The following is a 25,358-nucleotide window of genomic DNA, read 5'->3' as shown; positions in this document are numbered from 1 at the left end:
TGTTGTTTTGAGAGTTTCCTTATGGCGCTGTTAATCACTAAAAAATGCATTAATTGTGATATGTGTGAACCTGAATGCCCAAATGAGGCGATTTCAATGGGCGATCATATCTACGAGATTAACAGCGATAAGTGTACCGAATGTGTAGGTCACTACGAGACGCCTACCTGCCAGAAGGTGTGCCCGATCCCCAATACTATTGTGAAAGATCCGCAACATGTTGAGACGGAAGAACAATTGTGGGATAAATTTGTGCTGATGCACCACGCGGATAAAATTTAATATTCTACTCTGGAAGTAGAGTATTAATTATTTTATAGAGAAACCATAGCGCTATTATATTTATTAAAGGTGCGTCCGACTGGTTCACCGGACGCACCTTAAGTACGTTTCCTTGTGTTATAAGAACAGAAGGATCAGCTGTAAAACAGCAATGATGATTTTGATGACCCGTTTAATAAGGTATCGGCAATCAGTCATTCGTTTTTCCTTAAACAAGGAATGCAGCCGTTCAGATTAGCCCTTACATCTCCCCAAAACTGAACGTGCGAGTTATTGAGGGTGCATGCTGCACTCCACACCAGAGCGTTGACGACACCACTCGTTTCAATGGGGGAATTCTGTGGCATGGTGTAAAGCACAGCAAAATCGCCAATAACGAAGCCAATTTTAATGTACTTACGAATTGGCGGTCACGTTAATCTTTCCATCAATATCGCGTTCTTCGTAAAGGCTCGAGTTTTTATGATAAAGATTGCAAGTTGCTTGTAAAAGATAACCGCCCTGATCCATAATCGCTCTTGTTGAGGGTGCGTGCTGCACAAAATTAAAGTTAAAAAGTAAAACCCCCGTTCCTTACCAGTTCGGGGGTTTTACTTTTTAAAGTGAACGGTATTATTTTTAACTTTCAATAATTACTGTGGCACAAGCATAGTGGCGCTCATCGGCCAGCGTCACATGCATATTTGCAACACCCAGCTTTTCTGCCAGTTTTAATGCCTCGCCCCACAACCGCAGCCGTGGCTTGCCGAGCTCATCGTTGAATACTTCAAACTGATTAAACGCCAGACCATTGCGGATCCCAGTGCCAAACGCTTTTGCCGCCGCTTCTTTTACGGCAAAGCGTTTCGCCAGAAAACGCACCGGCTGGTGGTGCGTTTTCCAGATAGCCCATTCGTTATCACTTAATACGCGGCGTGCCAGGCGCTCACCGGATCGGGCGATCACTGCTTCTATGCGAGCGATCTCTACGATATCCGTGCCTAAACCTAATATTGCCATTAGCCACGCGCTTCCAGCATCAGGCGCTTCATTTCTGCCACCGCATCTTTCAGTCCGGTCATCACTGCACGACCAATAATGGCATGACCGATATTCAGTTCATGCATCTCAGGGATGGCGGCAATGGCTTTCACGTTGTGATAGGTCAGACCGTGACCGGCGTTAACTTTCAGACCGAGGCTTGCAGCAAAGGTCGCGGCTTTTGCAATGCGTGCCAGCTCTTGCGCCTGTTCAGCTTCAGTTTTGGCATCAGCATAACAACCGGTGTGGATCTCGATAAACGGGGCGCCTACCTCTGCCGCAGCTTTGATTTGCTCTTCATCGGCGTCGATAAACAGAGAAACCTGAATCCCGGCATCAGCCAGACGTTTACAGGCATCGCGCATTTTGTCACGCTGACCTGCAACGTCCAGGCCGCCTTCGGTTGTTACTTCCTGACGCTTTTCCGGTACCAGGCAGCAAAAATGAGGCTTCGTCTCAACGGCGATCGCCAGCATCTCTTCGGTCACTGCCATCTCCAGATTCATGCGGGTATCCAGCGTCTGACGCAGAATGCGCACATCGCGGTCGGTAATGTGGCGGCGATCTTCACGTAAATGCACGGTAATGCCATCTGCCCCCGCTTGCTCGGCAATAAACGCCGCCTGCACGGGATCCGGATAAGCAGTACCACGTGCGTTACGCAGCGTTGCAATATGGTCAATGTTGACGCCTAATAGTAATTCAGCCATGACAATCCTCATCAGTCATTATTTGTTTTCACCGTTCTCTTAGGCATAAATTGCCGGAACAGTTCCCTGCTCTTTAACGGTTTACCGCCAAGATACGGCTTTAGCGCCATACGGGTAAAGCGTTTCGCAGCGCGCAGTGTGTCTGCGTCAGGAAATTCCCGCTCGTGTAACGCTTTCAACTGCCTTCCAGTGAAGGTTTTGTTGTCGATAACGACGCTTGCGATAAAACCTTTCTCTTCGCGATAACGATACGTCATGGTGTCATCCACCGGTTCGCCGCTACCCGCGCAATGAGTAAAATTGACGCCATAACCCAGATGCCCCAGTAGTGCCAGTTCAAAGCGGCGCAGCGCGGGTTCTGGCGTACCAGTGGCACCGGCCAGAGACTGAATGCAGTGTAAGTAATCGAAAAAGAGTTCCGAGAAGCGCGTCTCGTATTCCAGCACGCGGGAGAGAAGTTCGTTAATGTACAGACCACTGTAAAGGGTGATACCGCTTAATGGCAGCGCCAGCGAGACAGCTTCAGCACTACGCAGCGTTTTGACTTCGCCACGCCCGCCGAAACGAAGCAAGAGAGGAGTGAAAGGCTGTAATGCACCTTTCAGAGTCGAGCGTTTAGAGCGTGCGCCTTTGGCAACCAGACGCACGCGACCCGATTCCTCCGTGAAGACGTCCAGCATCAGGCTGGTTTCGCTCCACGGGCGACTATGCAGGACAAATGCGCGCTGCCAGCCTTCCATCATACTCGTCGCCTTTCAGGTTGCAGGTGCCCTGGCTGCCCTCGTTCCCCCTGGTCACTTACTTTAGTAAGCTCCCAGGGATTCACGATCTTGCCGCCTTCCTGCACCTCGAAAGTCATAGAGTATGCTAATTAAAGATCGTCAACGTAACCGAGACTACGCAGTGCGCGTTCGTCGTCAGCCCAACCGGATTTCACTTTTACCCACAGCTCAAGGTGGACAGGCGCCTCGAACATTTCCTGCATGTCTTTACGCGCTTCAATCCCGATGGTCTTGATCTTGGCTCCTTTGTTGCCAATTACCATCTTCTTCTGCCCTTCACGCTCAACGAGAATCAAACCGTTGATATCATAACCACCGCGTTCGTTAGAGACGAAACGTTCGATCTCCACGGTCACGGAGTACGGCAGTTCAGCGCCGAGAAAACGCATCAGTTTTTCACGGATGATTTCAGACGCCATAAAACGCTGCGAGCGATCGGTGATGTAATCTTCCGGGAAGTGATGCGTCGCTTCCGGCAGGTGTTTGCGCACGATTGCCGCGATAGTATCAACGTTAAGTCCGGTTTCGGCAGAGATTGGCACGATATCGAGGAAGTTCATCTGGCTTGCCAGAAACTGTAAGTGTGGCAGCAGATCGGCTTTTTCCTGCACGTTATCCACTTTGTTCACCGCGAGGATCACTGGCGCTTTGCCATCGCGCAGTTTGTTGAGCACCATTTCGTCGTCCGGCGTCCAGCGGGTGCCTTCTACGACAAAAATCACCAGCTCAACGTCGCCAATAGAGCTGCTCGCCGCTTTGTTCATCAGGCGGTTAATCGCCCGTTTTTCTTCCATATGCAGGCCCGGGGTATCGACGTAGATCGCCTGATACGCGCCTTCAGTATGGATCCCCACAATGCGGTGACGAGTTGTCTGCGCTTTGCGGGAGGTAATGGAGATTTTCTGCCCCAACAATTTATTCAACAATGTGGATTTACCTACGTTCGGACGTCCGACGATTGCAATAAATCCGCAGTAACTTTTATCGTTGCTCATTCCAGCTCCAGTTTTTTCAACGCCTGTTCGGCGGCAGCCTGCTCAGCCTTACGACGGCTTGAACCTGTGCCAACCACCGGTTCACTCAGGCCGCTGACCTGGCAGTGGATAGTAAATTCCTGATCGTGCGCTTCGCCACGTACCTGGACTACCAGATAAGTCGGCAGCGGCAGATGGCGACCCTGTAAATATTCTTGCAAACGCGTTTTCGGATCTTTTTGTTTATCGCCTGGGCTAATTTCGTCCAAACGGGTTTTATACCAGTTAAGGATTAATCTCTCGACGGTTTGAATATCACTGTCGAGGAATACGCCACCAATTAATGCTTCGACGGTGTCGGCAAGAATTGACTCACGACGAAACCCACCGCTTTTAAGTTCACCTGGCCCTAAACGTAAGCACTCGCCTAACTCAAATTCGCGCGCCAGTTCAGCCAACGTATTGCCACGGACCAGCGTGGCACGCATCCGGCTCATATCGCCTTCATCCACACGAGGGAAACGGTGGTAAAGCGCATTGGCGATAACATAGCTCAGAATAGAGTCGCCTAAGAATTCTAAACGCTCGTTATGTTTGCTGCTGGCACTACGATGGGTTAATGCCTGCTGCAACAGTTCCTGATGATTAAAAGTGTAGCCCAGCTTCCGTTGAAGCCGATTAATTACGATGGGGTTCATGCGATACCAATAAATAAATGCGTCAACAATTCAGCACACGAAACAGACCTGATATACATGGCTCTGCTAACTGCTTCACTGCAGTTTCAGTTTACCGGTATATGGGGACCAACGCTGTTTCGTGTGCCGTGGCAACCAGGAGGTGCCAACCTTAAACTTCGGGGGAATATTCTATACACAACGACGGGGGATGTCGTTAGCCACGGGAGATTTATCTCATAAATAATTCACGTTGTCGCCGTTATGGCGACAACGTGAACGAAGATGGGCTATTAATGGATGCCGCCAATGCGACTTAAGCGCACACCTGTCGGCCATTCACCTTCTTGCTTATCGAAACTCATCCAGATAGCCGTTGCCCGACCTACCAGATTCGCTTCCGGCACAAAGCCCCAGTAACGGCTGTCCGCACTGTTGTCGCGGTTGTCACCCATCATGAAGTATTGCCCCGGTGGAACAATCCAGGTTGCCAGTTGTTGCCCAGGTTGCTGGTAATACATCCCCACCTGATCCTGCGCAACCGGCACTGTCAGGATACGATGAGTTACATCACCCAGCGTTTCTTTACGTTCGGAAAGACGAATTCCGTTTTCTTTGGTCTCGTTTTTCGGCACGTCAAAGAATCCGCTGGTCGCTTCTCCACCGTTACGACGTGAGAAGGTCTGAACGAAATTGCTCGGTTCCACGTTTGAGTAGGTGACCGGCAGCGCGTTTTCACACGCCTGACCGGAACTGCATCCCGGTTGAATCGTCAGCTCTTTTGAGACCGGATCGTAAGTGACTTTATCGCCCGGTAAACCCACCGCACGCTTGATGTAATCAAGCTTTGGATCTTCCGGGTATTTAAAGACTACGATATCGCCACGTTTCGGATGACCGGTTTCGATCAGCGTTTTCTGGTAGATAGGATCTTTAATGCCATAAGCAAACTTCTCTACCAGAATAAAATCACCGATTAACAGAGTCGGCATCATCGAACCTGACGGGATCTGGAACGGTTCATAAATAAACGAACGCACAATCAATACGATAGCCAGCACCGGAAAAACAGAAGCACCGGTTTCCAGCCAACCTGGCTTCGGCGCAACTTTTTTCAGCGTTGCTTTATCCAGTGAGTCACCGACAGCCGCCTGCGCCGCTGCCTGACGTTCCCGCCGTTTAGGTGCGAAAAAGAATTTATCCACGCACCATAAAATGCCCGTCACCAGTGTGGCAATCACCAGAATCAGGGCAAACATATTCGCCATGCCAACTCCTAAGGGTTATTTGTTGTCTTTGCCGACGTGCAGAATGGCGAGGAACGCTTCCTGAGGCAGCTCGACGTTACCGATCTGCTTCATGCGTTTCTTACCTTCTTTCTGCTTCTGCAGCAGCTTTTTCTTACGGCTGATATCGCCGCCATAACATTTAGCCAGTACGTTTTTACGCAGCTGTTTCACGGTAGAGCGCGCAATGATGTGCGTACCAATCGCTGCCTGAATGGCGATATCAAACTGCTGGCGCGGGATAAGATCTTTCATCTTCTCCACCAATTCGCGACCACGGTTTTGCGAATTATCACGGTGGGTGATCAGCGCCAGCGCATCAACACGTTCACCGTTGATTAATACGTCTACACGTACCATGTCGGACGCCTGGAAGCGTTTGAAGTTGTAATCCAGAGACGCATAACCACGCGAGGTAGATTTCAGGCGATCGAAGAAGTCGAGTACCACTTCAGCCATCGGGATCTCGTAGGTCAACGCCACCTGGTTACCGTGGTAAACCATATTGGTCTGTACGCCACGTTTTTCTACGCACAGCGTAATAACGTTACCGAGATATGCCTGCGGCAGCAGCATGTGACACTCTGCAATCGGCTCGCGCAGTTCGTAGATGTTATTTACCGCTGGCAGCTTCGATGGACTGTCGACGTAGATAACTTCTCTTGACGTGGTTTCAACTTCATACACTACAGTCGGCGCAGTGGTGATCAGATCCAGATCGTACTCACGCTCCAGACGTTCCTGAATGATCTCCATATGCAGCAGGCCGAGGAAGCCGCAGCGGAAGCCAAAGCCCAGCGCGCTGGAGCTTTCCGGCTCATAGAACAGTGAAGCATCGTTCAGGCTGAGTTTGCCCAGCGCGTCACGGAAGGCTTCATAGTCGTCGGAACTTACCGGGAACAGACCGGCGTATACCTGTGGTTTGACTTTCTTAAAGCCAGGCAGCGCCTTTTCTGCCGGATTACGCGCCAGCGTTAAGGTATCGCCTACTGGAGCACCGTGGATATCTTTAATCGCACATACCAGCCAGCCTACTTCGCCGCATTTCAGTTCAGTGCGGTCAACCTGCTTCGGCGTGAAGATGCCCAGACGGTCAGCGTTATAAGTCTGCCCGGTACTCATGACTTTCACTTTGTCGCCCTTACGCAGGGTGCCGTTTTTAATACGGATAAGTGAGACAACGCCCAGGTAGTTGTCGAACCAGGAGTCGATAATCAGGGCCTGCAATGGGCCTTCCGGATCGCCTTCCGGCGGTGGAATGTCGCGCACCAGACGTTCGAGAACATCTTGCACGCCAACACCGGTTTTCGCTGAACAACGCACCGCGTCGGTGGCGTCGATACCAACGATATCTTCAATTTCTTCTGCCACGCGTTCAGGATCGGCTGCCGGCAGGTCAATCTTGTTCAGTACCGGCACCACTTCGAGATCCATTTCCATGGCGGTGTAGCAGTTTGCCAGGGTTTGCGCTTCTACGCCCTGCCCGGCGTCAACCACCAGCAGTGCCCCTTCACAGGCAGCCAGCGAACGCGATACCTCATAGGAGAAGTCTACGTGGCCCGGGGTGTCGATAAAGTTAAGCTGATAGGTTTCGCCGTCAGACGCTTTGTAGTCCAGCGTCACGCTTTGCGCTTTGATGGTAATGCCACGCTCACGCTCAAGATCCATGGAATCGAGAACCTGCGCCTCCATTTCACGGTCAGACAGGCCACCGCAGATCTGGATAATACGGTCAGACAGCGTCGATTTACCGTGGTCAATGTGAGCTATGATCGAAAAGTTACGTATATTCTTCATAAAGTATGATTATTGTGCCTTAATGCCCGGTTAACCAGGCTTTTAGAAGTCGCTGTTCTGAGCTTAACGTCTGTATTAATAGAAACGCCGCATTCTACACTACAACATTGAGGCGAGGAAATGTTCATACCGTATGGATTGTGGTATCTGGAAACGTCCTCGCATTTGTTATGCAAAAAGCAACAAAGCCAGTGAAATCACTGGCTCGCGTCTTCTGAAGATGTTTCAAATCGCACAAGGCCAGGCGGCAATGCCACGCTTAAGATGATCGGTTGCCATTCTGTCCGAGCAGCAAACTTACGCGAGTAGCCGCGCGCAATCAGAAATCCTCCTACGCCGCCGAGAATCGCACCGCATAATGCTGCGACGTCAGAAGCAAAGAGTAGCTGAAATAAAGAAGCGATGAGGAATAATCCCACCAGCGGCGACATATAAACCAGTAATGCAGAGCTAAGCAAGCTGCCTTCGGCGATTCCCAATTCCACTTTTTGCCCCGGCACTAATGGTTCATCACAGGGTACGACAATGGTATGCGTGGTTTGCGGGCCAAGTTTATTCAACACGCGGCTACCGCAACCGACACGGGAAGCACAACTGCTGCATGAGGCTTTGACGTCACAACTGACCAGCGCTTGCCCGTTTTGCCAGGAGACGACAGTAGCCCATTCTTTGATCATTGCGCTGCCCTGAACTTAATATTCTCGGCAATCCGTTTCGCTGTTTGCGGCGGCAGTTCACCGACAATGGTGATTTCGGCGTTATCACGTACGCTGGTACTGACGGTTCTGCGTCCGGTGCGCAACATCTGATCGGTGCTCGATGGCGTAGCGCGGTTAACGTTTACCGAGAAGCTGAATAATCCGTCGGAATAGAGACGTGATTCGATAGGCATGTTGTCCATCGTCGGTAGCGGACGTCGGCTACTGGAAACTTCGCTAAAACCCTGTGGCAACCAGGTTGGCGTCCAGCTGAATTTAGCTTTTTCACCTACAGGAACAGAAAGCAACGGCGGCAAATTTGCCTTCGCCAGCGTCTGCATACTGCTGCTGATATCCTGATTGACGTTAAAAGAAATCACGCGAAATTGTTCCAGCGTTTCACCATCGCGATCAAGGAGATCAACCCGCATCGGTAATTTCGATTCGGTGTCCATCCACACGATGTAGCTATAGCGTGTGCCATCTCGGGCCACCACGCGTATGACTTCGCAAAGACGATCAGCAATACGCGTGCGTCCCACGGAGATAAAGTCGTAGTAAGGAGAAAGGCGTTTGAAATCGGTATAGATGAGCGATGGCAGAGAATCAACAATGTAATCGCCATTAAGCGTGAACGGTTCAAGCCCCGGTTCAAAGTAGCTGATTTCATTGCCCCGCTGTACCACTTCCCGGCGCGGGCCATCCATTTGCAACAATTGCGCAAGAGGACGGTTATCGAGGCGTGCATGTCGATAACGTAGAGACTCAACACCCTGTTTATTGATGCTGATGAATGACAGCTCGTAATTCAGTGACTGACTGGCCAGATTCATCTGCTGTAATAACGCCCCGGACGCGGGAGTGGCCGAGGCGTTAGCAGAGAATAACAAGCTACCAGTCACTAATGACATGGCAAACCAAAGTTGCTTCATTACTGCGATTGCGTTCCTAAAGTTTGAATTCCTGGCACCTGCACAGCGGCTTGCTGGGTTTGCGCCTGCTCAAACTGAAGCTGTTCAGAGTGGAGTCGGCGTTGCAGTTCGTAATCCTGCAACATTGCATTAATGCGACGACGCTGCTCCTGTACCTGCTGCTGTTGACCATTGTTTGCGGTCGCTTCAGAAGGCACCCCCAGGCTAACCGGGCTGGCTTTCCCCATCATCGGCAGTGTATTAAATACCGGTGTTTCGGGCTGCTGGGACGTTTCAGATTGCCCATTATAGTGCTGGACGCCAACGATAACTGCAAGCGATACGCATGCTGCTACGCCCATTTGGGTAAGCTGTGCTGCCCACGGGCGTACTTTCTGCCAGAATGGCATTTTCTGCCATTGATGCGGCGCTGGCTGGGCCTCTGGGATCAATGTCACCGGTTGACGTACTGGCTCTTCTTCAATGGCGGCCATCACGCGTGAAGAGATATCGAAATGGAGCCCCCCGGAAGTATCACCCCGCATTGCGTCACGGATTAAGTGATAGCTTTCCCAGGTTTTCTGCATTTCTGGGTTATGAGCCAGTTCGTTAAGCAGCTCACTATCCAGCGTTTCGCCATCCATTAAAGCGGAAAGTTGTTCTTTCTGCATGCCTAATACCCTTATCCAGTATCCCGCTATCGTCAACGCCTGATAAGCGGTTGAACTTTGTTATCAATAGCTTCCCTCGCTCGGAAGATACGTGAACGCACCGTACCTACCGGACAATCCATGATAGCGGCTATCTCTTCATAGCTCAGGCCATCCAGCTCCCGCAAGGTTATTGCCATGCGTAAATCTTCCGGGAGGGACTCAATAGTTCGGAAAACTATCTGTCTCAGTTCTTCTGACAACATTAAGTTCTCAGGGTTCGAAATTTCTTTCAACGCGCCGCCACTTTCGAAGTTTTCAGCTTCAATGGCATCCACATCACTGGAAGGTGGACGACGCCCCTGAGCAACCAGGTAATTTTTGGCCGTATTCACCGCAATGCGGTACAGCCAGGTATAAAAAGCACTATCTCCCCGGAACGAATCCAGCGCACGATAGGCTTTAATAAAAGCTTCTTGTACCACATCAGGAACATCACCCGACGGCACATAGCGGGAAACCAGACTCGCCACTTTATGCTGATAGCGTACTACCAGTAAGTTAAAGGCTTTCTGATCTCCCTTCTGGACCCGTTCAACCAGGACCTGGTCCGTTAACTGCTCGCTCATCCGAGGTAAAGTCTCCCCAAACCAAATTTCCACGCGCTATCGAAACGCCACTCCATTAGCTGCAATTTGAGCAAGTAAAGAGTTAGAGTGTCTCGTTTTTGTAAAGTTCCGTAACGCATCTGTTTTTGTTTGTCATGCTGTAGACGGATCATTATCTATCATTATAAGTCTACAGAATCTGAACATCGCATTATCTGTGTAGAAATGCCCATTAACTGCCTGAAGAGTAACCCAACGGCCTTTTTATTTCACCACCTAATCCTCCACCAGCAAGTAACTTCTCTTTTTCTCGCCGCCCGGATTTAGCGTGTTTAGTCACTGCAACAAATATTAAAACAGCAGGTGTTTAATCGCACAATATGCTGCTATGCCGACCAAACCATGTTTAGTAAATCAAACAAGAAAAATGAATACTCTCCCTGAACATTCATGTGACGTATTGATTATCGGTAGCGGCGCAGCTGGACTTTCACTGGCGCTACGCCTGGCTGACCAGTATCAGATCATCGTCCTAAGTAAAGGCCCGGTAACGGAAGGTTCAACATTTTATGCCCTGGGTGGATATGCCGGTGCTGGTATTTGCGATCGCCATGCCGTTGAATTTGTCGCCAGCAAGCTGGGGATTGATCTCACACAAGAACCGATACCGATTGTGCCTGCGGCACACTATACCTGCGGTGGTGTAATGGGGGATCATCATGGGCGTACGGACGTCGAGGGTTTGTATGCCATTGGCGAACACGGCGCTAACCGCATGGCCTCGAATTCATTGCTGGAGCTGCGTAATCTGGTACAAGTTGCCGAGTTGATTGTTCGCTGTGCGATGATGCGCAAGGAGAGCCGTGGCCTGCATTTTACGCTGGATTACCCGGAACTACTCACGCATTCTGGCCCGTCGCTCCTTTCCCCTGGCATCATTACATAAACAGATAAAAAGCCTGGGTCAGCGCAGTATACGCTTCGGAATAGTTCTGGTCTGGCCCACGAATCACTAAGCGATCGCTAAAGCATTCTCCCGCCTGCGGGGAGAATGCCAGCAGTACCCGATGCGGCAGTCGCGCTTCGTTTTCTGCCACATCCGTCCGCAAACGTAAATGCCAGCCCATACTTAACGCCAGTTCAGTAAAACTATTACCTATCTGCTCTGGCAACACCACGCAGAAATATCCCTCTTCTGTAATGCACTCCGCCGCGCAGGTCAGCAACGATTGGTGATCAAGCGTAGTGGTATAGCGAGCCTGTTCCCGTTGAGGTGTCGCGCACTCTACTCCCTGCTGATAGTAAGGTGGGTTACTGATGATTAAATCGAAACGTGCTGTCTGCTGTGTGATCCACTGCTGAATATCCGCTGTATGGATATTAATCCGCTCTGCCCACGGGGACTGGTTGATATTTTCCTGCGCCTGAGCGGCAGCTTCACTTTCCAGTTCAACGGCATCAATCATCACGCTGTCATCGGTTCGCTGCGCCAGCATTAATGCCAGCAACCCGCTACCCGCACCGATATCAAGGCAACGTTTTACCCTCGCCACCGGTGCCCATGATCCCAGTAAAATACCATCCGTTCCCACTTTCATCGCACAGCGATCGTGAGCAACAAAAAACTGTTTAAAAGTAAATCCATTACGACGAAGCACGGATGTAGACTGTGACATGAAAATAAAACCTTGCAGGATAAACGGCGATAGCACCGGGTGAGAACAATACCCGAGAAGCGATATCCATACAAACAGATGAAGATTGCAGCCGTAACGTCTATAATCAGCGCCCCACACAGAGGTAGAACATGACTGTAACGACTTTTTCCGAACTTGAACTCGACGAAAGCCTGCTGGAAGCCCTCCAGGATAAAGGTTTCACTCGCCCGACTGCCATTCAGGCTGCCGCCATTCCGCCTGCGCTCGATGGCCGTGATGTACTCGGTTCTGCGCCAACAGGCACCGGTAAAACGGCGGCGTATCTGCTGCCAGCGTTGCAGCACCTGCTCGATTTCCCACGTAAGAAATCCGGTCCACCACGTATTTTGATCCTCACCCCAACTCGCGAGCTGGCGATGCAGGTGGCCGATCATGCCCGCGAACTGGCGAAACATACGCATCTGGATATCGCCACCATCACCGGCGGCGTAGCCTATATGAACCACGCGGAAGTGTTCAGCGAAAATCAGGACATCGTGGTCGCCACGACCGGACGTCTGCTGCAATACATAAAAGAAGAGAACTTCGATTGCCGCGCGGTTGAAACGCTAATCCTCGACGAAGCAGACCGTATGCTGGATATGGGCTTCGCCCAGGATATCGAGCATATTGCTGGCGAAACGCGCTGGCGTAAACAAACCCTGCTCTTTTCGGCAACGCTGGAAGGCGATGCCATTCAGGATTTTGCCGAGCGTCTGCTCGAAGATCCGGTAGAAGTTTCTGCCAATCCATCCACCCGTGAGCGCAAGAAAATTCATCAATGGTATTACCGCGCCGATGATCTTGAGCATAAAACCGCATTACTGGTACATCTGTTAAAACAGCCGGAAGCGACCCGCTCAATTGTGTTTGTGCGTAAGCGTGAGCGTGTGCATGAGCTGGCAAACTGGCTGCGCGAAGCGGGCATTAATAACTGCTATCTCGAAGGTGAGATGGTACAAGGTAAGCGTAACGAAGCAATCAAGCGTCTGACCGAAGGTCGCGTTAACGTGCTGGTTGCAACCGATGTTGCCGCACGTGGTATCGACATTCCGGATGTCAGCCACGTCTTTAACTTCGATATGCCGCGCAGTGGCGATACCTATTTGCACCGTATCGGGCGTACCGCGCGCGCCGGTCGTAAAGGTACCGCAATTTCGCTGGTGGAAGCCCATGACCATCTGCTGCTGGGCAAAGTTGGTCGTTATATTGAAGAGCCAATTAAAGCGCGCGTAATTGATGAGTTACGCCCAAAAACGCGCGCGCCAAGCGAGAAGCAGACCGGCAAACCATCGAAGAAAGTACTGGCAAAACTCGCCGAGAAGAAGAAGGCTAAAGAGAAAGAAAAGCCACGGGTGAAAAAACGCCATCGCGATACCAAAAATATTGGTAAGCGCCGCAAACCAAGCGGAACGGGCGTACCGCCGCAAACGACTGAAGAGTAATCATAATGCCGGGTTTAATCCCGGAATTAAAAGTGCTGGCAAATGCAAAACTGCCTGATGCGCTACGCTTATCAGGCCTACATGGCTCATGCAATATATTGATTTTGCACGATCTTGTAGGCCGGATAAGGCGTTCACGCCGCATCCGGCATGAACAAAACGCACTTCGTCGACAAGTTGGGTGCCAGGTTTAAGCCCGGCATTATTTTTATCCCGGCAAAAAGCACTCTTCAACACACTGAATAAAAGTATGCATCGCCGGGCTAACCGCTTTTCCAGCATGGTGTGCGCACATTGCCGTAATGGTCTGCGATTGTTCGCCAAAAGGCAATTCGATTAACTCGCCACTCGCCAGTTCTTTTGCTACCGCAAAGTGTGGCAGATAGCTGACACCGATATTTGCCGCGACACAACGCTTGATGCTTTCGATACTTATAAGCTCAATGGTATTTTCCACCGTGATCCGCCGCTGGCGCAGCATGCTCTCAAATATCTGACGGAAGACACACTGTGGTTCGTTGATAATAAAGCTACAGGCGTTATGTCTTCCCGATTCAGTAAAATCGACATCTGCAATTTGCGATGAAGCCACCAGCACCAGCGATTGTTCACCCAATTCTCGTCGATTCAAAGCATCATCATTCCCTACGCGATAAAAAACACCGACATCGGCCTCATCATTCAGTAGTGCATCACGGATCACGTAACAATTCAGTGAATGCAACGATAAACGCACTTTTGGTGCACGTTGCCGAAAACGCTGCAACACCTGCGGCATTCGGTAAGAGAGCAACGTCTCGCCCGAAACAACGCGCAGTTCCCCGTCCGGATCAGACTCTTTTTTGGCAGCCTCACGAAGCGTATCCATCACTCTGGTGAGTTCATAGATGTGCGGCAGTAGCTTTTTTCCTTCGCGAGTGAGGCACATCCGTCGGCCAATTTTCTCAAACAATTGTACCGAGAACTCCTGTTCAAGCTGCTGAATATGAAAAGTCACCGTCGATTGTGTACAGCACAATTTTTGCGAAGCTCGCAAAAAGGAACCCTCTTCCACCACGGTTTTAAGCGTAATAAAACGGCGCAGATCCATAACCTCAAACCTATCAAAAATATCGAATCCAGAATGTAAAAACATTCATTTTTTTAAATGTTTTATGTCGGGTACTGTCTACCAAAACAGAGGAGAAAACAAGTGACACCGACCCTTTTAAGTGCTTTTTGGACCTACACCCTGATTACCGCGCTGACGCCAGGACCAAACAATATACTCGCTCTTAGCTCTGCCACGTCGCATGGATTTCGTCAGAGTACCCGCGTGCTGGCAGGGATGAGTCTGGGATTTTTAATCGTCATGTTGCTGTGTGCGGGAATTTCGTTTTCACTGGCGGTTATCGACCCGGCAGCAGTGCATCTGTTGAGTTGGGCGGGGGCGGCATATATTGTCTGGCTGGCGTGGAAAATCGCTACCAGTCCAGCAAAGGAAGACGGGCTTCAGACAAAACCGATCAGTTTTTGGGCCAGCTTTGCTTTGCAGTTTGTGAACGTCAAAATCATTTTGTACGGCGTTACGGCACTGTCGACATTTGTCCTGCCACAAACGCAGGCGTTAGGCTGGGTTGTTGGCGTCAGCGTTTTGCTGGCGATGATTGGGACGTTTGGCAATGTGTGCTGGGCGCTGGCGGGGCATTTGTTTCAGCGATTGTTTCGCCAGTATGGTCGCCAGTTAAATATCGTGCTGGCGCTGCTGCTGGTCTATTGCGCAGTACGCATTTTCTATTAACGAAAAAAAAGCGGAAGAGGTCCCCCTCTTCCGCTTAATAACTTGCTACTTAAGCCTTACAGGCTTTCAGTAAAGGTACGAGCGATAACGTCGCGCTGCTGTTCCGGAGTCAGAGAGTTAAAGCGAACTGCATAACCAGATACACGGATGGTCAGCTGCGGATATTTTTCCGGATGCTTAACTGCATCTTCCAGAGTTTCACGACGCAGAACGTTTACGTTCAGGTGTTGACCACCTTCAACGCGAACTTCTGGTTTCACTTCTACTGGAACTTCACGGTATTCAATGTCACCCAGTTTGCTTACTGCAACCACTTCGTCTTCTGCAAAACCTGCTTTCGCAACGATACAACGCGCTTCGCCTTTTTCGCTGTCCAGCAGCCAGAAAGAGTTCAGCAGATCGTCGTTAGCGGCTTTAGTAATCTGGATACCTGTAATCATGTGATGCCTCCCCGGCAAAATTATTTGATTTGTTCAGCCTGTCGCGGCCAATTGGTAAAACCATTGTTGCTTGAGTGTATATATACTCCTCAAACACCCCTGATTCTTTGATTTAAATCAACAAAAACCATACATCAAGTATGGTCGTAAATGGATTTTATTGTTTTACATCAACTTATACAGGTGTGGAATTTTACCAATTTACATTTTTTTCACTCATTTAAGCCTAAAAAATGAGCTTGATTTTGTTCTGTAGAAAGAAGCGGTTAAGCTAGGTGGATTGAAGATTCGCAGGAGAGCGAGATGGCTAACAAATTAACCTGGCATGACGTGCTGGCTGAAGAGAAGCAGCAACCCTATTTTCTAAATACCCTTCAGACCGTCGCCAGCGAGCGGCAGTCCGGTATCACTATCTATCCACCACAAAAAGATGTCTTTAATGCCTTTCGCTTTACCGAATTGGGCGATGTCAAAGTCGTGATCCTCGGTCAGGATCCTTATCACGGCCCCGGACAAGCGCATGGTCTGGCGTTTTCCGTTCGCCCCGGAATCGCTATTCCTCCGTCATTACAGAATATGTATAAAGAGCTGGAAAATACTATTCCTGGCTTTACCCGCCCTGCTCATGGCTATCTTGAAAGCTGGGCGCATCAGGGGGTTCTGCTGCTCAATACCGTCTTGACGGTTCGCGCAGGTCAGGCGCATTCCCACGCCAGCCTCGGCTGGGAGACCTTCACCAATAAAGTCATCAGCCTGGTTAACCAGCATCGAGAAGGTGTCGTGTTTTTACTGTGGGGTTCACATGCCCAGAAGAAAGGAGCAATTATTGATAAGCAGCGCCATCACGTACTGAAAGCACCGCATCCATCGCCATTATCGGCACATCGTGGATTCTTTGGCTGCAACCATTTTGTACTGGCAAATCAGTGGCTGGAACAACGTGGCGAGAAACCGATTGACTGGATGCCTGTACTACCGGCTGAGAGTGAGTAAATTTGAGGGAAAACGCCGGATGGCAGAGTTGCCACCCGGCTGATTTATCAGGCTTTGTTCTGACGCCACCATTCACCAAGCAGCACGCCAGTTGCAACAGAGATATTCAGCCCGGCAACGTTGCCAGTACCATCAATCTTCACGCGCAAATCATTCGGATCGCATGCGGCATCCGGTAACCCTTCATATTCCTGACCCAGCACCAGCACCATTCTCGCTGGCAGACTGGTTTTGAACAGCGGTTTACCCTGCTCACTGGAAGTGGTTACTACGGTGTACCCCGCCTGACGGAAATCATCCAGCACGTTAACAATGTTGTCGCCAGTAATCGGCTGAACATGCTCTGCGCCGCCTTCTGCGGTACGGATAGCCGCCCCTGATTCCAGCAGGGCCGCATCCTGCACCACAACACCTTTCACGCCGAAGTGCGCGCAGCTGCGCATCATGCCGCCCAGGTTATGCGGGTTAGATTCGTTTTCCAGCGCCAGTACACAATCCTGCGCGCCTGCCTGACTTACCCACTGCTGCACGGTTGTACCGTTACGCTTTTTGATCAGGAAGCAAACGCCACCGTGATGTTCCGTACCTGACGCTTTTGTCAGTTCCGCTTCATCTACCACATGGTATGCTTTGCGGTTTGCCGCCATCCAGCGCAATGCTTCTTTAAAACGAGGCGTTACACTCTGGATAAACCAGGCGCGAACAATCGCTTCCGGACGGCTCTGGAACAGTGCCTGACATGCATTTTCGCCATAGACGCGGGTTTCTTCCGCACGCTGACGACGCAAAACTTCTGGATCAATAAAACTTTTACCACTGATGCCACCGTGATCGGCCTTTTCCGGCGTCTCATCACCCGGCGCGCGGGAAACCGTGCGCCACGGTGACTCTTCCCACTTGCGGTCACGGGGCTGACTCTGTTTGTCATCGCGGGCGGGGCGACGGCCACCGTCAGCACGAGATTTTCCTGGACGCCCGCCCCCTTTCCCGGTACGCGGGTTGTGGGTACGTTTATCAGAATCATCATCACTGCGGACATACATCACTTTGACCTTGCCGCTTTTACCTTTCATTTCATCGTTCATGCTTTTCTCCACCAGCGCTGCGCGAAGCGCGCAGATTACCCGAAGTGTGCGCGGTTCGCCATGATTTCGTACCAAAGCCTGCGACTATCATACCTATTGAACAAAACAGATTGTTGTCTGGAACAATGCCCCCGATAATATGTAACATATTAGAAACATACCGGCGTCGTTGCCGATAAGTCTCCTTACTCATCCCGAGGTTAGTTATGAATACCGTTTGTACCCATTGTCAGGCCATCAATCGCATTCCCGACGATCGGATCGAAGATACGGCAAAATGCGGACGCTGCGGTCACGACCTGTTTGACGGAGAGGTAATTAATGCGACCGGTGAAACACTCGACAAATTGCTAAACGATGATCTGCCTGTGGTGATCGATTTCTGGGCGCCGTGGTGCGGCCCCTGCCGTAATTTCGCACCGATTTTTGAAGATGTTGCGCAAGAGCGTAGCGGTAAAGTGCGCTTTGTGAAAGTGAATACCGAAGCCGAACGCGAATTAAGCAGCCGCTTTAGTATTCGTAGCATTCCGACGATCATGATTTTCAAAAACGGTCAGGTTGTCGACATGCTTAATGGCGCAGTACCGAAAGCGCCATTCGACAGCTGGCTGAACGAATCTCTTTAATCTTACCGGGGCGCATCTTGTGCCCCGTTTTCTCCTCTGCGACAATGACGTTTTTTCGACGCTCTCTTATGACCGAAAACGCTGTTCTTCAGTTACGCGCCGAGCGTATTGCGCGCGCAACACGTCCTTTTCTTGCCCGCGGTAATCGCGTTCGTCGCTGCCAACGCTGTCTTTTGCCAGAGAAATTATGTCTCTGTTCGACAATTACCCCAGCACAAGCAAAAAGTCGCTTCTGTTTGCTGATGTTCGACACCGAGCCAATGAAGCCAAGTAACACCGGGCGTCTGATTGCCGATATCTTGCCGGATACCGTTGCGTTTCAATGGTCACGTACTGAACCCTCGCAAGACTTGCTGGCTCTGTTACAAAACCGGGATTATCAACCGATGGTGGTCTTTCCCGCCTCGTATGCTGATGAGCAACGGGAAGTGATCTTCACACCACCTGCCGGTAAGCCACCGCTGTTTATCATGCTCGATGGTACCTGGCCGGAAGCTCGCAAGATGTTTCGTAAAAGTCCGTATCTGGATAATCTTCCCGTCATTTCCGTCGATCTTTCCCGGCTTTCTACCTATCGCCTGCGTGAAGCCCAGGCAGAAGGCCAATATTGCACTGCCGAAGTAGCCATCGCACTGTTAGATATGGCCGGCGATACCAGGGCGGCAGCAGAGTTAGGCAAGCATTTTACCCGCTTTAAAACACGCTATCTGGCAGGAAAAACGCAACATCTGGGTAGCCTCACAGCAGAACAGTTAGAAAGCGTTTAAAATCATTCGGTCACTTCTGCGGGAGACCGGTATGAGTCAGCGAGGACTGGAAGCACTACTGCGACCAAAATCGATTGCGGTAATTGGCGCATCAATGAAACCCAATCGCGCAGGTTACCTGATGATGCGTAACCTGCTGGCGGGAGGCTTTAACGGACCGGTACTCCCGGTGACGCCAGCCTGGAAAGCGGTGTTGGGTGTGTTGGCCTGGCCGGATATTGCCAGCTTGCCCTTTACACCCGACCTTGCAGTTTTATGTACCAATGCCAGCCGCAACCCTGCTCTTCTGGAAGAGCTCGGCGAGAAAGGCTGTAAAACCTGCATTATTCTTTCTGCCCCGGCATCTCAGCACGAAGCTCTTCGCGCCTGCGCACTGCGCCATAACATGCGTCTGCTTGGCCCAAACAGTCTGGGATTGCTGGCCCCCTGGCAAGGTCTGAATGCCAGCTTTTCGCCTGTGCCGATTAAACGCGGCAAGCTGGCGTTTATTTCGCAATCGGCTGCTGTCTCCAACACCATCCTTGACTGGGCGCAACAGCGTGAGATGGGCTTTTCCTACTTTATTGCGCTCGGCGACAGCCTGGATATCGACGTTGATGAATTGCTCGATTATCTGGCGCGCGACAGCAAAACCAGCGCCATCCTGCTCTATTTGGAACAATTAAGCGACGCGCGACGCTTTGTTTCGGCGGCCCGTAGTGCCTCTCGCAATAAACCGATTCTGGTGATTAAAAGCGGACGTAGCCCAACAGCTCAACGTCTGTTGAACACCACGGCAGGAATGGATCCGGCGTGGGATGCGGCTATTCAGCGTGCCGGTTTGTTGCGGGTGCAGGACACTCACGAGCTGTTTTCGGCGGTGGAAACCCTTAGCCATATGCGCCCGCTGCGTGGCGACCGGCTGATGATTATCAGCAACGGTGCCGCGCCTGCCGCGCTGGCCCTGGATGCCTTATGGTCACGCAATGGCAAGCTGGCAGCGCTCAGTGAAGAGATCTGCCTGAAATTGCGCGATGCACTACCCGAACATGTGGCAATCTCTAACCCGCTCGATCTACGCGATGACGCCAGCTGCGAGCATTATGTCAAAACGCTGGATATTCTACTTCACAGCCAGGATTTTGATGCGCTGATGATTATTCATTCGCCCAGTGCCGCTGCGCCCGCGACAGAAAGCGCGCAGGCATTAATTGAAACGGTAAAGCATCATCCCCGCAGCAAGTATGTTTCTCTGCTGACGAACTGGTGCGGCGAGCACTCCTCGCAAGAGGCACGACGTTTATTCAGCGAAGCTGGGCTGCCGACCTACCGCACCCCGGAAGGAACCATCACCGCTTTTATGCATATGGTGGAGTACCGGCGTAACCAGAAGCAACTACGCGAAACGCCGGCGCTGCCCAGCAATCTGACCTCTAATACCGCAGAAGCGCATCTTCTGTTGCAACAAGCTATTGCCGAAGGGGCTACGTCGCTCGATACCCACGAAGTTCAGCCCATCCTGCAAGCGTACGGCATGAACACGCTTCCCACCTGGATTGCCAGTGATAGCACCGAAGCGGTGCATATCGCTGAACAGATTGGTTATCCGGTGGCGCTGAAATTGCGTTCGCCGGATATTCCACATAAATCAGAAGTTCAGGGCGTCATGCTCTACCTGCGTACAGCCAATGAAGTCCAGCAAGCGGCAAACGCTATTTTCGATCGCGTAAAAATGGCCTGGCCGCAGGCGCGGATCCACGGCCTGTTGGTGCAAAGTATGGCTAACCGTGCTGGCGCTCAGGAGTTGCGGGTCGTGGTTGAGCACGATCCGGTTTTCGGGCCGTTGATCATGCTGGGCGAAGGCGGTGTGGAGTGGCGTCCTGAAGATCAAGCCGTCGTCGCACTACCGCCGCTGAACATGAACCTGGCCCGTTATCTGGTCATTCAGGGGATCAAAAGTAAAAAGATTCGTGCGCGTAGTGCACTGCGCCCGCTGGATGTTGCAGGCTTGAGCCAGCTTCTGGTGCAGGTTTCCAACCTGATTGTCGATTGCCCGGAGATCCAGCGGCTGGATATTCATCCTTTGCTGGCTTCTGGCAGTGAATTTACCGCGCTGGATGTCACGCTGGATATCGCACCGTTTGAAGGCGATAACGAGAGTCGGCTGGCAGTGCGCCCTTATCCGCATCAGCTGGAAGAATGGGTAGAATTGAAAAAAGGCGAACGTTGCTTGTTCCGTCCGATTTTGCCGGAAGATGAGCCACAGCTTCAGCAATTCATTTCGCGAGTCACCAAAGAAGATCTTTATTACCGCTACTTTAGCGAGATCAACGAATTTACCCATGAAGATTTAGCCAATATGACGCAGATCGACTACGATCGGGAAATGGCGTTTGTCGCGGTACGACGTATTGAACAAACAGAAGAGATCCTTGGCGTCACACGTGCGATCTCCGATCCTGATAACATCGATGCCGAATTTGCCGTGCTGGTTCGCTCGGACCTCAAAGGGTTAGGCTTAGGTCGACGCTTAATGGAAAAGTTGATTACCTATACGCGAGATCACGGACTGCAACGTCTGAATGGTATTACGATGCCAAACAATCGTGGCATGGTAGCGCTGGCCCGCAAGCTCGGGTTTAACGTTGATATCCAGCTCGAAGAGGGGATCGTTGGGCTTACGCTAAATCTTGCCCAGCACGAGGAATCATGAGTAAGGTACTGGAAATGTTGACCACTTAATCGGGTCTGGTGTTATTATTGCTCGCTTATGTCGTCTGCATTGCACAGAGGACCCTTCAATGAACAGAGAAGAAATGCACTGTGATGTTGTCAAAATTTAAGCGTAATAAACATCAACAACACCTTGCCCAACTACCCAAGATTTCTCAATCAGTTGATGATGTCGATTTCTTTTACGCTCCCGCCGACTTCCGGGAGACACTGCTGGAAAAAATAGCCAGCGCGAAGCAGCGCATTTGCATTGTTGCCCTGTATCTCGAACAGGATGACGGTGGCAAAGGCATTCTGAGCGCGTTGTATGAGGCTAAACGGCAGCGTCCGGAACTGGATGTGCGGGTGCTGGTCGACTGGCATCGTGCACAACGTGGACGCATTGGCGCTGCGGCATCTAACACTAACGCTGACTGGTACTGCCGCATGGCGCAGGAAAATCCGGGCGTAGATGTGCCGGTTTATGGCGTTCCGATCAATACCCGAGAAGCCCTTGGCGTTTTGCACTTTAAAGGCTTTATCATCGACGATAGCGTACTTTATAGCGGTGCCAGCCTGAACGATGTTTACCTGCATCAGCACGATAAATACCGCTACGACCGTTATCATCTGATTCGTAACCGCAAGATGTCAGACATTATGTTTGAATGGGTTACACAGAATATTATGAATGGCCGCGGCGTTAATCGTCTGGATGATGTTAATCGGCCAAAAAGCCCGGAAATCAAGAACGATATTCGCCTGTTCCGCCAGGAGTTGCGTGATGCCGCTTATCATTTCCAGGGCGATGCCGACAACGATCAGCTTTCCGTAACGCCGTTAGTGGGGCTGGGGAAATCGAGTCTGTTGAACAAGACCATTTTCCATCTTATGCCTTGTGCGGAGCAGAAACTAACCATCTGCACACCATACTTCAACCTGCCTGCAATCCTTGTGCGCAATATCATCCAGTTGCTGCGCGAAGGGAAAAAGGTCGAAATTATTGTTGGTGATAAAACTGCGAATGACTTCTACATTCCGGAAGATGAACCTTTCAAGATAATTGGCGCATTGCCTTATCTCTATGAGATTAATCTGCGTCGTTTCCTGAGCCGTTTGCAGTATTACATCAATACTGACCAGTTAGTGGTTCGGTTATGGAAAGATGACGACAACACCTATCACCTGAAAGGGATGTGGATTGATGATAAGTGGATGCTGATCACCGGTAATAACCTGAATCCACGCGCCTGGCGTCTGGATCTGGAAAACGCCATTTTGATCCACGATCCGCAACTGGAGCTTGCGCCACAGCGAGAGAAAGAACTGGAGTTGATCCGTGAGCATACCACCATCGTTAAGCACTACCGCGATCTGCAAAGTATTGCCGATTATCCGGTGAAGGTTCGTAAACTCATTCGTCGTTTGCGCCGCATTCGCATCGACCGATTAATTAGCCGCATCCTGTAATCACAACCCCGTCCTGTACGGGGTTTGTTTTTTTGGAGGCCACGTTTTGCGTATTCTTTTTGTCTGTTCGCTATTGTTACTTCCTGGATGCAGCCATATGGCTAACGATAGCTGGAGCGGACAGGATAAAGCTCAACACTTTATCGCCTCGGCGATGCTTTCTGCCGCCGGAAATGAATATGCACAGCATCAGGGGATGAGTCGCGATCGCAGTGCCATGTTTGGATTGATGTTCTCTGTCAGTCTGGGTGCGTCAAAAGAGCTTTGGGATAGCTGCCCTGAAGGGAGCGGCTGGAGCTGGAAGGATTTTGCCTGGGATATCGCCGGTGCAAGCACCGGCTATACCGTCTGGCAACTGACACGTAACTAAAGACGCATCCCTTTTCCTTTGCGATGCAGCATCAAAGAAACCAGAAACGCCACCACGGCCATTAAGGTTACATACCAGAAGAAGGCTGTTTCCATTCCTATTGATTTCAGCGACAACGCTACGTACTCTGCCTAACCACCAAATATAGCATTGGCGACCGCATATGAAAGCCCAACGCCTAATGCGCTAACCTGTGCCGGGAACATCTCAGCTGATTGAAGTATAAAAACTCGCTATCAGCAGGGCTGCACATTACCAGACCAAAAGCGGCATAAGGAGAGGAAACGTTCTGCAATGCTGAGAAAAAATTGCAGCCAGAGAACCGAAACATAACATTAAGGTGCGGCGACCAATCTTATCCGACAGCGCGCCAATGATTGGTTGAATAAACATGAATACAAACAATGCGGCAGTCATAATGCCACTCGCCACGTTGGCATGCATTCCCGCAGTATTTACCAGATACTTCTGCATATAAGTGGTGAAGAGAAACACATCATACACACCGATAACAGCATCGATTTTTTACGACCATGTTTATCGGCTATGCATCCAAATAGCCAGCCACCTATTGGACGCATCAAAAATCCTGCGGCAAAAACGCCAGCTGTTTGCAGTAGTTGAGGGGTCGTATTACCAGAAGGGAAGAAGATGTGGGCGAAATAGAGGGAACAGAACGAGTAGACATAGAAATCAAACCACTCGACCAGATTACCTGAAGAGGCCCCCACAATTGCCCAAATGCGGCGACGAGTATCACTACTTGTCAGTTTGCTGTCTGCCGTTACAGTACTTTCAGCCATGCCATTATGTCTCCTGCCGTGATCCGATACTTTTGCTGGTCGTTGTTGTTTGTTTTTAGTAAAACTGTTACATGTTTGTTTAATGCAATTATGCAACCTTAACCGTGAATTTAGTTAGCAGGAAAATGGTTATTGAGGATCTTCAGATAGCTTTCTGATAAGGAGGACGTATGGAAGTAGGCAGAGAAGCTGGGGAAGCTGAATCTGGCGTATGTGGGGGAATAAGCTGCTCCTTTACCGTGCCTGCGTAGGCCGGATAAGCCTGCGTAGGCCGGATAAGACGCGCCAGCGTCGCATCCGGCAGTTTTTTCGCACCAATGCAAAAAGGCCATCCCTCAGGATGGCCTTCTGCTTTATTTGATGCCTGGCAGTTTATGGCGGGCGTCCTGCCCGCCACCCTCCGGGCCGTTGCTTCGCAACGTTCAAATCCGCTCCCGGCGGATTTGTCCTACTCAGGAGAGCGTTCACCGACAAACAACAGATAAAACAAAAGGCCCAGTCTTTCGACTGAGCCTTTCGTTTTATTTGATGCCTGGCAGTTCCCTACTCTCGCATGGGGAAACCCCACACTACCATCGGCGCTACGGCGTTTCACTTCTGAGTTCGGCATGGGGTCAGGTGGGACCACCGCGCTAAGGCCGCCAGGCAAATTCTTTGTGCTCTGCCCTGTGGCTTTTGGGCTGATACCTCAGCGCAAAATCCTTCGGACTCTGAATCTGAGCTGAAAATTCTTTCTCAATCCACCAAAACATCTTCGGCGTTGTAAGGTTAAGCCTCACGGTTCATTAGTACCGGT

Annotated in this window: 26 protein-coding genes, 1 rRNA gene and 3 pseudogenes; 11 read left to right on the top strand and 19 right to left on the bottom strand. The window is 50.8% G+C overall.

Going from position 1 to position 25,358, the window contains the following annotated elements:
* Positions 1–21: 21 nt before the first annotated feature.
* Entirely contained in the window at positions 22–282 is a 261-nt protein-coding gene (yfhL, locus tag A7090_RS10155) for a 4Fe-4S dicluster ferredoxin YfhL (protein WP_001196285.1), read from the top strand.
* Between the two features lie 117 nt (positions 283–399).
* Here the strand turns inward: yfhL and shoB are convergent, their stop codons facing one another.
* From shoB to rseD, 13 genes are all read right to left on the bottom strand, one after another.
* Positions 400–480 carry a type I toxin-antitoxin system toxin ShoB gene (shoB, locus tag A7090_RS10150; RefSeq protein ID WP_000128776.1) on the bottom strand — a complete coding sequence of 27 codons (81 nt, stop codon included), beginning with the start codon at positions 478–480 and terminating at the stop codon, positions 400–402.
* 420 nt (positions 481–900) lie between these two features.
* Entirely contained in the window at positions 901–1,281 is a 381-nt protein-coding gene (acpS, locus tag A7090_RS10135) for a holo-ACP synthase (protein ID WP_053900796.1), read from the bottom strand.
* A complete protein-coding gene (gene pdxJ, locus A7090_RS10130) occupies positions 1,281–2,012 on the bottom strand; it encodes a pyridoxine 5'-phosphate synthase (RefSeq protein ID WP_105273936.1) in 732 nt (243 codons plus the stop codon). The genes acpS and pdxJ overlap by 1 nt, the downstream gene beginning before the upstream one ends.
* An 11-nt stretch (positions 2,013–2,023) precedes the next feature.
* Positions 2,024–2,752 carry a DNA repair protein RecO gene (recO, locus tag A7090_RS10125; protein ID WP_105273950.1) on the bottom strand — a complete coding sequence of 243 codons (729 nt, stop codon included), beginning with the start codon at positions 2,750–2,752 and terminating at the stop codon, positions 2,024–2,026.
* Positions 2,753–2,883: 131 nt separating this feature from the next.
* A complete protein-coding gene (gene era, locus A7090_RS10120; protein ID WP_000063883.1) occupies positions 2,884–3,789 on the bottom strand; it encodes a GTPase Era in 906 nt (301 codons plus the stop codon).
* Positions 3,786–4,466 carry a ribonuclease III gene (rnc, locus tag A7090_RS10115; protein ID WP_105273935.1) on the bottom strand — a complete coding sequence of 227 codons (681 nt, stop codon included), beginning with the start codon at positions 4,464–4,466 and terminating at the stop codon, positions 3,786–3,788. The genes era and rnc overlap by 4 nt, the downstream gene beginning before the upstream one ends.
* Positions 4,467–4,738: 272 nt before the next feature.
* Positions 4,739–5,713 (bottom strand): signal peptidase I, encoded by a 975-nt coding sequence (lepB, locus tag A7090_RS10105; RefSeq protein WP_105273934.1) that lies wholly within the window; start codon positions 5,711–5,713, stop codon positions 4,739–4,741.
* A gap of 15 nt (positions 5,714–5,728) precedes the next feature.
* On the bottom strand, positions 5,729–7,528 hold the full coding sequence (gene lepA, locus A7090_RS10100; protein ID WP_000790168.1) for a translation elongation factor 4: 1,800 nt from the start codon (positions 7,526–7,528) through the stop codon (positions 5,729–5,731).
* Between the two features lie 197 nt (positions 7,529–7,725).
* Positions 7,726–8,205, bottom strand: a complete 480-nt coding sequence (gene rseC / locus A7090_RS10095) for a SoxR-reducing system protein RseC (protein WP_105273933.1) — start codon at positions 8,203–8,205, stop codon at positions 7,726–7,728.
* Positions 8,202–9,158: a sigma-E factor regulatory protein RseB gene (gene rseB / locus A7090_RS10090; RefSeq protein ID WP_105273932.1), complete on the bottom strand. Its 957-nt coding sequence runs from the start codon at positions 9,156–9,158 to the stop codon at positions 8,202–8,204. The genes rseC and rseB overlap by 4 nt, the downstream gene beginning before the upstream one ends.
* Positions 9,158–9,808, bottom strand: a complete 651-nt coding sequence (gene rseA, locus A7090_RS10085; RefSeq protein WP_105273931.1) for an anti-sigma-E factor RseA — start codon at positions 9,806–9,808, stop codon at positions 9,158–9,160. The genes rseB and rseA overlap by 1 nt, the downstream gene beginning before the upstream one ends.
* A gap of 32 nt (positions 9,809–9,840) precedes the next feature.
* Positions 9,841–10,416, bottom strand: a complete 576-nt coding sequence (rpoE, locus tag A7090_RS10080; protein WP_001295364.1) for an RNA polymerase sigma factor RpoE — start codon at positions 10,414–10,416, stop codon at positions 9,841–9,843.
* Positions 10,413–10,568, bottom strand: a complete 156-nt coding sequence (rseD, locus tag A7090_RS25765; protein ID WP_123056946.1) for a rpoE leader peptide RseD — start codon at positions 10,566–10,568, stop codon at positions 10,413–10,415. Before rseD ends, rpoE begins: the two co-directional genes overlap by 4 nt.
* Positions 10,569–10,783: 215 nt before the next feature.
* On the opposite strand from rseD, the pseudogene A7090_RS27255 reads away from it, so the two are divergent.
* Both A7090_RS27255 and A7090_RS27250 read left to right on the top strand, forming a co-directional pair.
* Positions 10,784–10,933 (top strand): annotated as a pseudogene (locus tag A7090_RS27255) (FAD-binding protein); the annotation flags it as partial.
* Between the two features lie 99 nt (positions 10,934–11,032).
* Positions 11,033–11,349 (top strand): annotated as a pseudogene (locus A7090_RS27250) (FAD-binding protein); the annotation flags it as partial.
* Here A7090_RS27250 and trmN read toward each other — a convergent pair.
* Entirely contained in the window at positions 11,334–12,071 is a 738-nt protein-coding gene (trmN, locus tag A7090_RS10070) for a tRNA(1)(Val) (adenine(37)-N(6))-methyltransferase TrmN (RefSeq protein ID WP_105273929.1), read from the bottom strand. The pseudogene A7090_RS27250 and the gene trmN overlap by 16 nt on opposite strands.
* Positions 12,072–12,202: 131 nt before the next feature.
* Between trmN and srmB the strand changes: the two genes are divergently transcribed.
* On the top strand, positions 12,203–13,537 hold the full coding sequence (gene srmB, locus A7090_RS10065) for an ATP-dependent RNA helicase SrmB (RefSeq protein ID WP_105273928.1): 1,335 nt from the start codon (positions 12,203–12,205) through the stop codon (positions 13,535–13,537).
* Positions 13,538–13,745: 208 nt separating this feature from the next.
* Here srmB and A7090_RS10060 read toward each other — a convergent pair whose 3' ends face one another.
* Positions 13,746–14,627 carry a LysR family transcriptional regulator gene (locus A7090_RS10060; protein WP_105273927.1) on the bottom strand — a complete coding sequence of 294 codons (882 nt, stop codon included), beginning with the start codon at positions 14,625–14,627 and terminating at the stop codon, positions 13,746–13,748.
* A 102-nt stretch (positions 14,628–14,729) separates the two neighbouring features.
* Here A7090_RS10060 and eamB point away from each other — a divergent pair, with 102 nt between their 5' ends.
* Positions 14,730–15,317, top strand: coding sequence for a cysteine/O-acetylserine transporter (eamB, locus tag A7090_RS10055; protein WP_105273926.1), 588 nt, complete (start codon positions 14,730–14,732; stop codon positions 15,315–15,317).
* 56 nt (positions 15,318–15,373) lie between these two features.
* Here eamB and grcA read toward each other — a convergent pair whose 3' ends face one another.
* On the bottom strand, positions 15,374–15,757 hold the full coding sequence (gene grcA, locus A7090_RS10050) for an autonomous glycyl radical cofactor GrcA (RefSeq protein ID WP_000627804.1): 384 nt from the start codon (positions 15,755–15,757) through the stop codon (positions 15,374–15,376).
* 303 nt (positions 15,758–16,060) lie between these two features.
* On the opposite strand from grcA, the gene ung reads away from it, so the two are divergent.
* Positions 16,061–16,750: a uracil-DNA glycosylase gene (gene ung, locus A7090_RS10045; RefSeq protein ID WP_105273925.1), complete on the top strand. Its 690-nt coding sequence runs from the start codon at positions 16,061–16,063 to the stop codon at positions 16,748–16,750.
* 47 nt (positions 16,751–16,797) lie between these two features.
* On the opposite strand, the gene A7090_RS10040 is transcribed toward ung, so the two are convergent.
* The gene (locus A7090_RS10040; RefSeq protein ID WP_105273924.1) at positions 16,798–17,835 is read right to left on the bottom strand and encodes a tRNA/rRNA methyltransferase; all 1,038 of its coding nucleotides are present in this window, start codon (positions 17,833–17,835) and stop codon (positions 16,798–16,800) included.
* Between the two features lie 206 nt (positions 17,836–18,041).
* Here A7090_RS10040 and trxC point away from each other — a divergent pair, with 206 nt between their 5' ends.
* The 5 genes from trxC (at position 18,042) to A7090_RS10010 (ending at position 23,759) form a co-directional block, all read left to right on the top strand.
* A complete protein-coding gene (gene trxC, locus A7090_RS10030) occupies positions 18,042–18,461 on the top strand; it encodes a thioredoxin TrxC (RefSeq protein WP_105273922.1) in 420 nt (139 codons plus the stop codon).
* Between the two features lie 68 nt (positions 18,462–18,529).
* On the top strand, positions 18,530–19,228 hold the full coding sequence (gene tapT, locus A7090_RS10025; protein ID WP_105273949.1) for a tRNA-uridine aminocarboxypropyltransferase: 699 nt from the start codon (positions 18,530–18,532) through the stop codon (positions 19,226–19,228).
* Positions 19,229–19,259: 31 nt separating this feature from the next.
* Positions 19,260–21,920, top strand: a complete 2,661-nt coding sequence (gene patZ, locus A7090_RS10020; protein WP_105273921.1) for a peptidyl-lysine N-acetyltransferase PatZ — start codon at positions 19,260–19,262, stop codon at positions 21,918–21,920.
* 113 nt (positions 21,921–22,033) lie between these two features.
* A complete protein-coding gene (pssA, locus tag A7090_RS10015; RefSeq protein ID WP_105273920.1) occupies positions 22,034–23,389 on the top strand; it encodes a CDP-diacylglycerol--serine O-phosphatidyltransferase in 1,356 nt (451 codons plus the stop codon).
* Positions 23,390–23,435: 46 nt separating this feature from the next.
* A complete protein-coding gene (locus tag A7090_RS10010) occupies positions 23,436–23,759 on the top strand; it encodes a YfiM family lipoprotein (protein ID WP_105273919.1) in 324 nt (107 codons plus the stop codon).
* Here the strand turns inward: A7090_RS10010 and A7090_RS10005 are convergent.
* Together A7090_RS10005 and rrf are read right to left on the bottom strand one after the other, a co-directional pair.
* Positions 23,756–24,562, bottom strand: a pseudogene (locus A7090_RS10005) (MFS transporter). The gene A7090_RS10010 and the pseudogene A7090_RS10005 sit on opposite strands and share 4 nt — an antisense overlap.
* Before the next feature lie 530 nt (positions 24,563–25,092).
* Positions 25,093–25,208: ribosomal RNA gene (gene rrf / locus A7090_RS09990) — 5S ribosomal RNA — on the bottom strand.
* Between the last annotated feature and the right edge of the window lie 150 nt (positions 25,209–25,358).

Origin of the sequence: Escherichia sp. MOD1-EC7003 (assembly GCF_002965065.1) — a bacterium.
In the GTDB taxonomy this organism is placed as follows: domain Bacteria; phylum Pseudomonadota; class Gammaproteobacteria; order Enterobacterales; family Enterobacteriaceae; genus Escherichia.
This window is presented reverse-complemented; position numbering and strand designations above follow the sequence as displayed.